The sequence below is a fragment of the Pseudomonas sp. NPDC087614 genome (assembly GCF_044743485.1).
GTDB lineage: Bacteria > Pseudomonadota > Gammaproteobacteria > Pseudomonadales > Pseudomonadaceae > Aquipseudomonas > Aquipseudomonas baetica_A.
In genome coordinates this window covers 1-7,049 of sequence record NZ_JBIUWN010000073.1, presented here as the reverse complement: position 1 = coordinate 7,049, position 7,049 = coordinate 1, and the positions used below count along the sequence as shown (strand labels likewise).

Sequence of the window (7,049 nt, the reverse complement as noted above, 5' to 3'; positions counted from 1 at the left end):
CTCGTCTAGCAAATTGTCTGTGCCAATCTATTGCGAGTGAACCTGCGCTGTATACCGCGATTCACTCGCAATAGATTGGCACAGACAATTTGCTAGACGAGTCGACCCGACTCGAGGTCACGGAGTTCCTTCCTTGCTGATGCGTGAAACCCCCGTAGTGATTGATGGCCCAATCGGCCAACTTGAGTCTCTGTATCTGGATAACGAGCAGCCGCGCGGTATCGCGCTGATCTGCCATCCTAACCCGGTGCAGGGCGGCACCATGCTCAACAAGGTCGTCTCGACCCTGCAGCGCACCGCGCGCGATGCGGGCCTGATCACCTTGCGTTTCAACTATCGCGGCGTCGGCGCCAGCGAAGGCGCGCACGACATGGGCACTGGCGAAGTCGATGATGCCCAGGCTGCGGCGGCATGGCTGAGGGAAAAACACCCGGATCTGCCGTTGACCCTGTTCGGTTTCTCCTTTGGTGGATTTGTTGCAGCAAGTCTCGGCGGGCGTCTTGAAGCGCAGGGCGTGCCGCTCAAGCACCTGTTCATGGTCGCGCCGGCGGTGATGCGTCTGGGTGATCAGGATCAACTGCCACAGCACGGCGAGCTGACGGTGATCCAGCCGGAAACCGACGAAGTGATCGATCCGCAACTGGTCTACGACTGGTCCGACAAACTCCAGCGCCCCCATGAGCTGCTGAAAGTGGCAGAATGCGGACACTTTTTTCATGGCAAGTTGACCGATCTCAAGGATCTGATCCTGCCGCGTCTCTCGAATTGATTGCAGTCTGACAAGCGATTACCCATGACGAACCGTACCCGTATCCTCACCGGCATCACCACTACCGGCACGCCGCACCTGGGCAACTACGCCGGCGCCATCCGCCCGGCGATCCTTGCCAGTCGCGACAGCAATGCCGATTCGTTCTACTTTCTGGCCGACTACCACGCCCTGATCAAATGCGATGACCCGCTGCGCATCCAGCGCTCGCGTCTGGAAATCGCCGCGACCTGGCTGGCCGGTGGCCTCGATGTCGACCGCGTGACCTTCTACCGCCAGTCCGACATCCCGGAAATCCCCGAGCTGACCTGGCTGCTGACCTGCGTTGCCGCCAAGGGCCTGCTTAACCGCGCCCATGCCTACAAGGCGTCGGTGGACAAGAACGTTGAAACCGGTGAAGACCCGGATGCCGGTATCACCATGGGCCTCTACAGCTATCCGGTGCTGATGGCGGCGGACATCCTGATGTTCAACGCGCACAAGGTGCCGGTCGGTCGCGACCAGATCCAGCATGTGGAAATGGCGCGCGACATCGGCCAGCGCTTCAACCATTTGTTTGGTCAGGGCAAAGAGTTTTTCACCATGCCCGAAGCGCTGATCGAGGAAAGCGTGGCAACGTTGCCAGGCCTCGACGGGCGCAAGATGTCGAAGAGCTACGACAACACCATCCCGTTGTTCTCCAGCGCCAAAGAGATGAAGGACGCGATCTCGCGGATCGTCACCGACTCCCGCGCGCCGGGCGAAGCCAAAGATCCGGACAACTCGCACCTGTTCACCCTGTTCCAGGCCTTCGCCACGCCGGCGCAATCCGACGAATTCCGCAGCGAACTGTTGGGCGGCCTGGGTTGGGGCGAGGCGAAGAACCGTCTGTTCCAGTTGCTCGACAACGAACTGGGCGAGGCTCGCGACAAGTATCACCAGTTGATCGAGCGTCCAGCAGATCTGGAAGACATCCTGCAGATCGGCGCGAAAAAGGCCCGTGCCGTGGCCACGCCGTTCCTCAACGAACTGCGTGAGGCCGTCGGCCTGCGTTCTTTCGTCAATCAGGTTCAAGTCGCAGCGACCACCAAGAAGAAAGTGGCGAAAGCCGCACGATTCGTCAGCTTCCGTGAAGACGACGGTAGCTTCCGTTTCCGTCTGCTGGCCGCCGATGGTGAGCAACTGCTGCTGTCGCGCAACTTCGCCGACGGCAAAACCGCAGGCCAGGTGACCAAGCAACTGCAATCCGGCCAGCCTTTGGACGTGCGCAGCGAAGACCAGAGCTTCAGCGTGTGGCTGGAAGGCGAGTGCGTTGGCGACAGTCCGGCATTCGCTGACAGTGCAGCGCGGGATGCGGCCATCGAGGCCCTGCGCATCGCTCTGACACCGGTTCAGGAATAATCAGCGGCGCGGCCCGACCAAGGGCTGATTGCCATTCTCAAGGGCCGTCGCTACAGTGACGGCCCGTTTTTGTTGCCTTGCTAACGAATTATGACGCCCCTAGAACGATACCAAGCTGATCTGAAACGCCCGGACTTCTTCCATGACGCCGCGCAGGAAACTGCTGTGCGTCATTTGCAACGCCTGTACGAGGACCTGATCGCCGCCGATCAGAACAAACCGGGGCTGCTGAGCAAACTGTTTGGCAAAAAGGATCAGGCGCCGGTCAAGGGGCTGTACTTCTGGGGCGGCGTGGGCCGCGGCAAGACTTACCTGGTCGACACCTTCTTCGAAGCGCTGCCGTTCAAGGAAAAGACCCGCACTCACTTCCACCGTTTCATGAAGCGTGTGCATGAAGAGATGAAGACCCTCGGCGGTGAGAAAAACCCGCTGACCCTCATCGCCAAGCGTTTTTCGACTGAATCGCGGGTCATCTGCTTCGATGAGTTCTTTGTCTCCGATATCACTGACGCCATGATCCTCGGCACGCTGATGGAAGAGCTGTTCAAGAATGGTGTGACCCTGGTCGCGACTTCAAACATCGTCCCGGACGGTCTGTATAAAGACGGTCTGCAACGTGCGCGCTTCTTGCCAGCCATCGCGCTGATCAAGCAGAACACCGAGATCGTCAACGTCGACAGCGGCGTCGACTACCGTCTGCGTCACCTCGAACAAGCGGAGCTGTTCCACTATCCGCTCGACGAAGCCGCTCACGAAAGCCTGCGCAAAAGCTTCAAGGCACTGACGCCGGAATGCACCGCTGCGGTCGAGAACGATGTGTTGATCATCGAAAATCGTGAAATTCGCGCGTTGCGTACCTGTGACGACGTGGCCTGGTTCGACTTCCGCGAACTGTGCGACGGCCCGCGCAGCCAGAACGATTACATCGAACTGGGCAAGATCTTCCATGCCGTGCTGCTCAGCGGTGTCGAGCAGATGAGCGTCACCACCGATGACATCGCTCGACGCTTCATCAACATGGTCGACGAGTTCTACGACCGCAACGTGAAGCTGATCATTTCTGCCGAAGTCGAGTTGAAAGATCTGTACACCGGCGGACGTCTGAACTTCGAGTTCCAGCGCACGCTGAGCCGTTTGCTGGAGATGCAATCCCACGAATTCCTGGCTCGGGCGCACAAGCCTTGAACCGATTCGGCAAATAAAAAAGAGCCTGCGAATGCAGGCCCTTTTTTATGTCTTGAAAATTCCTCGGATTCACCGCAATCCCCCTGTGGGAGCGGGCTTGCTCGCGAAAGCGGTGTGTCATTCAACATCGATGTCGGCAGATGCGCCGCCTTCGCGAGCAAGCCCGCTACCACAGGGGATCTCTGTATGCTTCGGGGGTTAGGCAGCCTGCTGAAACTGCTGCCGATACTGGTTTGGCGACAGTTCGGTGTGCTGGCGGAACAGTCGCGCAAAGAAGCTCGCATCGTCATAGCCGACTTCATAACTGATGGTCTTGATGCTCTTGCGGCTGCCCGACAGCAACCCCTTGGCCGTTTCGATGCGCAGCCGTTGCAGGTAATGCAGCGGTTTGTCACCGGTGGCGGTCTGGAAGCGGCGCATGAAGTTGCGGATGCTCATGCCGTGTTCGCGGGCCACGTCTTCGAAGCGGAATTTGTCGGCGAAGTGTTCTTCGAGCCAGTGCTGAATCTGCAGAATGATCACGTCCTGATGCAGCTTCTGCCCGCCGAAACCGATGCGCCCTGGCGAATAGTTACGCTGCACCTCGTAAAGAATGTCGCGGGCCACAGCCTGCGCCACGTTGGCGCCGCAGAAGCGCTCGATCAGATAGATGTAGAGATCGCAGGCCGACGTGGTGCCGCCGGCGCAATAGAGATTGTCGGCATCAGTCAGGTGCTTGTCCTGATTGAGGTGAACCTGCGGGAAGCGCTCGGCGAAGGCGTTGAAGAAGCGCCAGTAAGTGGTTGCTTCCTTGCCATTGAGCAGCCCCGCCTCGGCCAGCCAGAACACGCCTGTGGCCTCGGCGCATAGCACGGCGCCGCGAGCGTGTTGTTCGCGCAACCAAGGCAGGATTTGCGGGTAACGGCTGCACAGCGTATCGAAATCGTCCCAGAACGCCGGGAGGATGATGATATCGGTGTTTTCGAGACCGCCATCCACCGGCATGACTACATTGCTAAAGCTTTTCACCGGTTGGCCATCAGGGCTGACCAGGCGTGTTTCAAACGCCGGTGTCAGGCCGTGGCCCAATTGTTTGCCGTAGCGCAGGCTGGCCACATGGAAAAAATCCTTGGCTTGCATGAGGGTGAAGGCGAAAACCTGGTCGATCGCCAGGATGCTGACGCGCCGTAAGGGCGTGGAGACTTGCTTAGACATAATTCAACTTTTGTTTTGTTTTTATAAGGGAAAGTGGTCACCAGACGGCTGGATCGTCTTATTTTTTGTCGGATGTGTCCAGTGTCCTGTGTCGGAGGGGAGGCTTAGTCTCTGAAGGGTGTATCCCTCCAATAACAAAGAAAGGTGCCGCATGATTCCCAGAACCTTGTTCAGTTCCGAGCACGAATTGTTCCGCGACAGCGTACGAACATTCCTCGAAAAAGAGGCGGTGCCGTTTCATGCGCAGTGGGAGAAACAGGGCTATATCGACCGCAAACTATGGAACAAGGCAGGGGAGGCGGGGATGCTCTGCTCGCACCTGCCGGAAGAATACGGCGGCCTGGGAGCGGACTTTCTTTACAGCACCGTGGTGATCGAAGAGGTCGGTAGGCTGGGCCTGACCGGGATCGGTTTCTCGCTGCATTCGGACATCGTCGCGCCGTACATCCTGCATTACGGCAGCGAAGCGCTGAAGCACAAGTACCTGCCGAAACTGGTGTCGGGTGAGATGGTTACGGCTATCGCCATGACCGAGCCTGGCGCCGGTTCCGACCTGCAAGGGGTCAAGACTACGGCCGTGCTCGACGGTGACGAGTATGTGATCAACGGCTCCAAGACCTTCATCACCAATGGTTTTCTCGCCGATCTGGTCATCGTCGTCGCCAAGACCGATCCGAAAGCCGGCGCTAAAGGCACCAGCCTGTTTCTGGTCGAGGCGAACACGCCAGGTTTCGATAAAGGCAAGCGCCTGGAGAAAGTCGGGATGAAGGCGCAGGACACGTCGGAATTGTTCTTCCAGGACGTACGCGTGCCCAGGGAAAACCTGCTGGGTCAGGCCGGGGCGGGATTTGCCTATCTGATGCAGGAGTTGCCTCAGGAGCGTCTGACGGTAGCCATCGGTGGCTTGGCCTCGGCCGAAGCAGCGCTGCAATGGACGCTCGATTACACCCGTGATCGCAAGGCGTTCGGCAAGGCGATTGCCGACTTCCAGAACACTCGATTCAAACTGGCGGAAATGGCCACGCAGATTCAGATCGGACGGGTGTTCGTCGATAAGTGTCTGGAGCTGCATCTGCAAGGCAAACTCGACGTGCCGACGGCAGCGATGGCGAAATACTGGGGCACCGACCTTCAATGCAAGGTGCTCGACGAGTGCGTGCAACTGCATGGCGGCTACGGCTTCATGTGGGAATACCCGGTGGCCCGGGCCTGGGCGGATGCGCGGGTGCAGCGGATTTATGCCGGCACCAACGAAATCATGAAAGAGATCATTGCGCGGTCGCTTTGAGTCTTGCGTTGACTTGACTGGCGTCTTCGGCAAGCCCGCTCCCACAGGTTCGGTGATCGTGGGGGCGGGGTTGCTCGCTAAGACGGTTTATCTCGCGATCACGGCGCAGGGTTGGGGTGATCCTTATGAATCGCCTCAATCCCCTCCAGCACTTCATCTGAAAGCTTCAGATCAAAACTGGCGATGTTGCTGTCCAGTTGCTCAAGTGTCGTCGCACCAATGATGTTGCTGGTGACGAACGGCTGCTGGGTCACGAACGCCAAAGCCATTTGCGCCGGGTCCAGGCCGTGTTCGCGGGCCAGCGCCACGTAACGGGTGCACGCGGCCTCCGATTGCGCGTTGAAATAGCGGCTGAAGCGGCTGTAAAGGCTCAGACGGCCTTTTGGCGGACGTGCACCACCTTCGTACTTGCCCGACAAAAAGCCGAACGCCAGCGGCGAATAGGCGAGCAAGCCGCACTGTTCGCGGATGGCGATTTCCGCCAGGCCAACTTCAAAGCTGCGGTTGAGCAGGTTGTACGGATTCTGGATCGACACCGCGCGCGGCCAGCCACGGGCTTGGGCCAGCGCCAGAAAACGCATCGTGCCCCAAGGGGTTTCGTTGGACAGGCCGATGTGGCGGATTTTGCCAGCCTTTACCTGTTCGTCGAGTGCTTCGAGGGTGTCCTCCAGAGGTGTCAGGTTGGCTTCGATCTTGTGTTTGTAGCCCAGTTGTCCGAAAAAGTTGGTGCTGCGCTCTGGCCAGTGCAGTTGATACAAATCGATGTAATCGGTCTGCAGGCGCTTGAGGCTGGCGTCGACCGCTGCGGTGATGTGCTGACGGTTGTGGCGCAGGTTTTTGTCGCGGATGTAGTCGATGGTGTTGCCTGGGCCGGCGATTTTGCTGGCGAGGATCCAGTCGGCACGATCGCCGCGACTTTTGAAGTAATTGCCGATGTAACGCTCGGTGGTGGCGTAGGTGTCGGCTTTCGGCGGCACCGGATACATCTCGGCGGTGTCGATGAAGTTGATCCCGGCTTCCTTGGCCCGTTCGATCTGGGCGAAGGCTTCAGCTTCGGTGTTTTGCTCGCCCCAGGTCATAGTGCCGAGGCAGATTGCACTCACGTTCAGGTCGGTACGGCCTAGCTGGCGATAGTCCATCGGGTGCTCCTTGGGCAAAACAATCATAAAAGCAGGTTGAAATATTTTTCGCAATCTGCATAATTGCCGACCTCAACGTGAGTGCAAACTGCCT

General features: G+C 58.6%; 6 protein-coding genes. 4 read left to right on the top strand and 2 right to left on the bottom strand.

The annotated features are described in order from the left end of the window. Positions 1-139 precede the first annotated feature (139 nt). The 3 genes from ACIOWA_RS22250 (at position 140) to zapE (ending at position 3,334) form a co-directional block, all read left to right on the top strand. Positions 140-769: an alpha/beta fold hydrolase gene (locus ACIOWA_RS22250; RefSeq protein WP_339495611.1), complete on the top strand. Its 630-nt coding sequence runs from the start codon at positions 140-142 to the stop codon at positions 767-769. A 24-nt stretch (positions 770-793) separates the two neighbouring features. Then, on the top strand, positions 794-2,149 hold the full coding sequence (locus tag ACIOWA_RS22245; RefSeq protein ID WP_339465307.1) for a tryptophan--tRNA ligase: 1,356 nt from the start codon (positions 794-796) through the stop codon (positions 2,147-2,149). A gap of 90 nt (positions 2,150-2,239) precedes the next feature. After that, the gene (zapE, locus tag ACIOWA_RS22240; protein ID WP_339432165.1) at positions 2,240-3,334 is read left to right on the top strand and encodes a cell division protein ZapE; all 1,095 of its coding nucleotides are present in this window, start codon (positions 2,240-2,242) and stop codon (positions 3,332-3,334) included. A 198-nt stretch (positions 3,335-3,532) separates the two neighbouring features. Here zapE and ACIOWA_RS22235 read toward each other — a convergent pair whose 3' ends face one another. Next, positions 3,533-4,429, bottom strand: a complete 897-nt coding sequence (locus tag ACIOWA_RS22235; protein WP_221731600.1) for a GlxA family transcriptional regulator — start codon at positions 4,427-4,429, stop codon at positions 3,533-3,535. Positions 4,430-4,679: 250 nt separating this feature from the next. Here ACIOWA_RS22235 and ACIOWA_RS22230 point away from each other — a divergent pair, with 250 nt between their 5' ends. Continuing rightward, complete coding sequence (locus ACIOWA_RS22230; RefSeq protein WP_339432164.1) at positions 4,680-5,816, top strand: acyl-CoA dehydrogenase family protein; 1,137 nt, start codon at positions 4,680-4,682, stop codon at positions 5,814-5,816. A gap of 98 nt (positions 5,817-5,914) precedes the next feature. Here ACIOWA_RS22230 and ACIOWA_RS22225 read toward each other — a convergent pair whose 3' ends face one another. After that, entirely contained in the window at positions 5,915-6,955 is a 1,041-nt protein-coding gene (locus tag ACIOWA_RS22225) for an NADP(H)-dependent aldo-keto reductase (protein ID WP_339432163.1), read from the bottom strand. Positions 6,956-7,049: the final 94 nt, after the last annotated feature.

Coding starts and splice junctions, on each gene's coding strand:
- ACIOWA_RS22225 (WP_339432163.1), bottom strand. CDS start 6,955: ATGGACTATCGCCAGCTAGGCCGTACCGACCTGAACGTGAGTGCAATC.
- ACIOWA_RS22245 (WP_339465307.1), top strand. CDS start 794: ATGACGAACCGTACCCGTATCCTCACCGGCATCACCACTACCGGCACG.
- ACIOWA_RS22230 (WP_339432164.1), top strand. CDS start 4,680: ATGATTCCCAGAACCTTGTTCAGTTCCGAGCACGAATTGTTCCGCGAC.
- ACIOWA_RS22250 (WP_339495611.1), top strand. CDS start 140: ATGCGTGAAACCCCCGTAGTGATTGATGGCCCAATCGGCCAACTTGAG.
- zapE (WP_339432165.1), top strand. CDS start 2,240: ATGACGCCCCTAGAACGATACCAAGCTGATCTGAAACGCCCGGACTTC.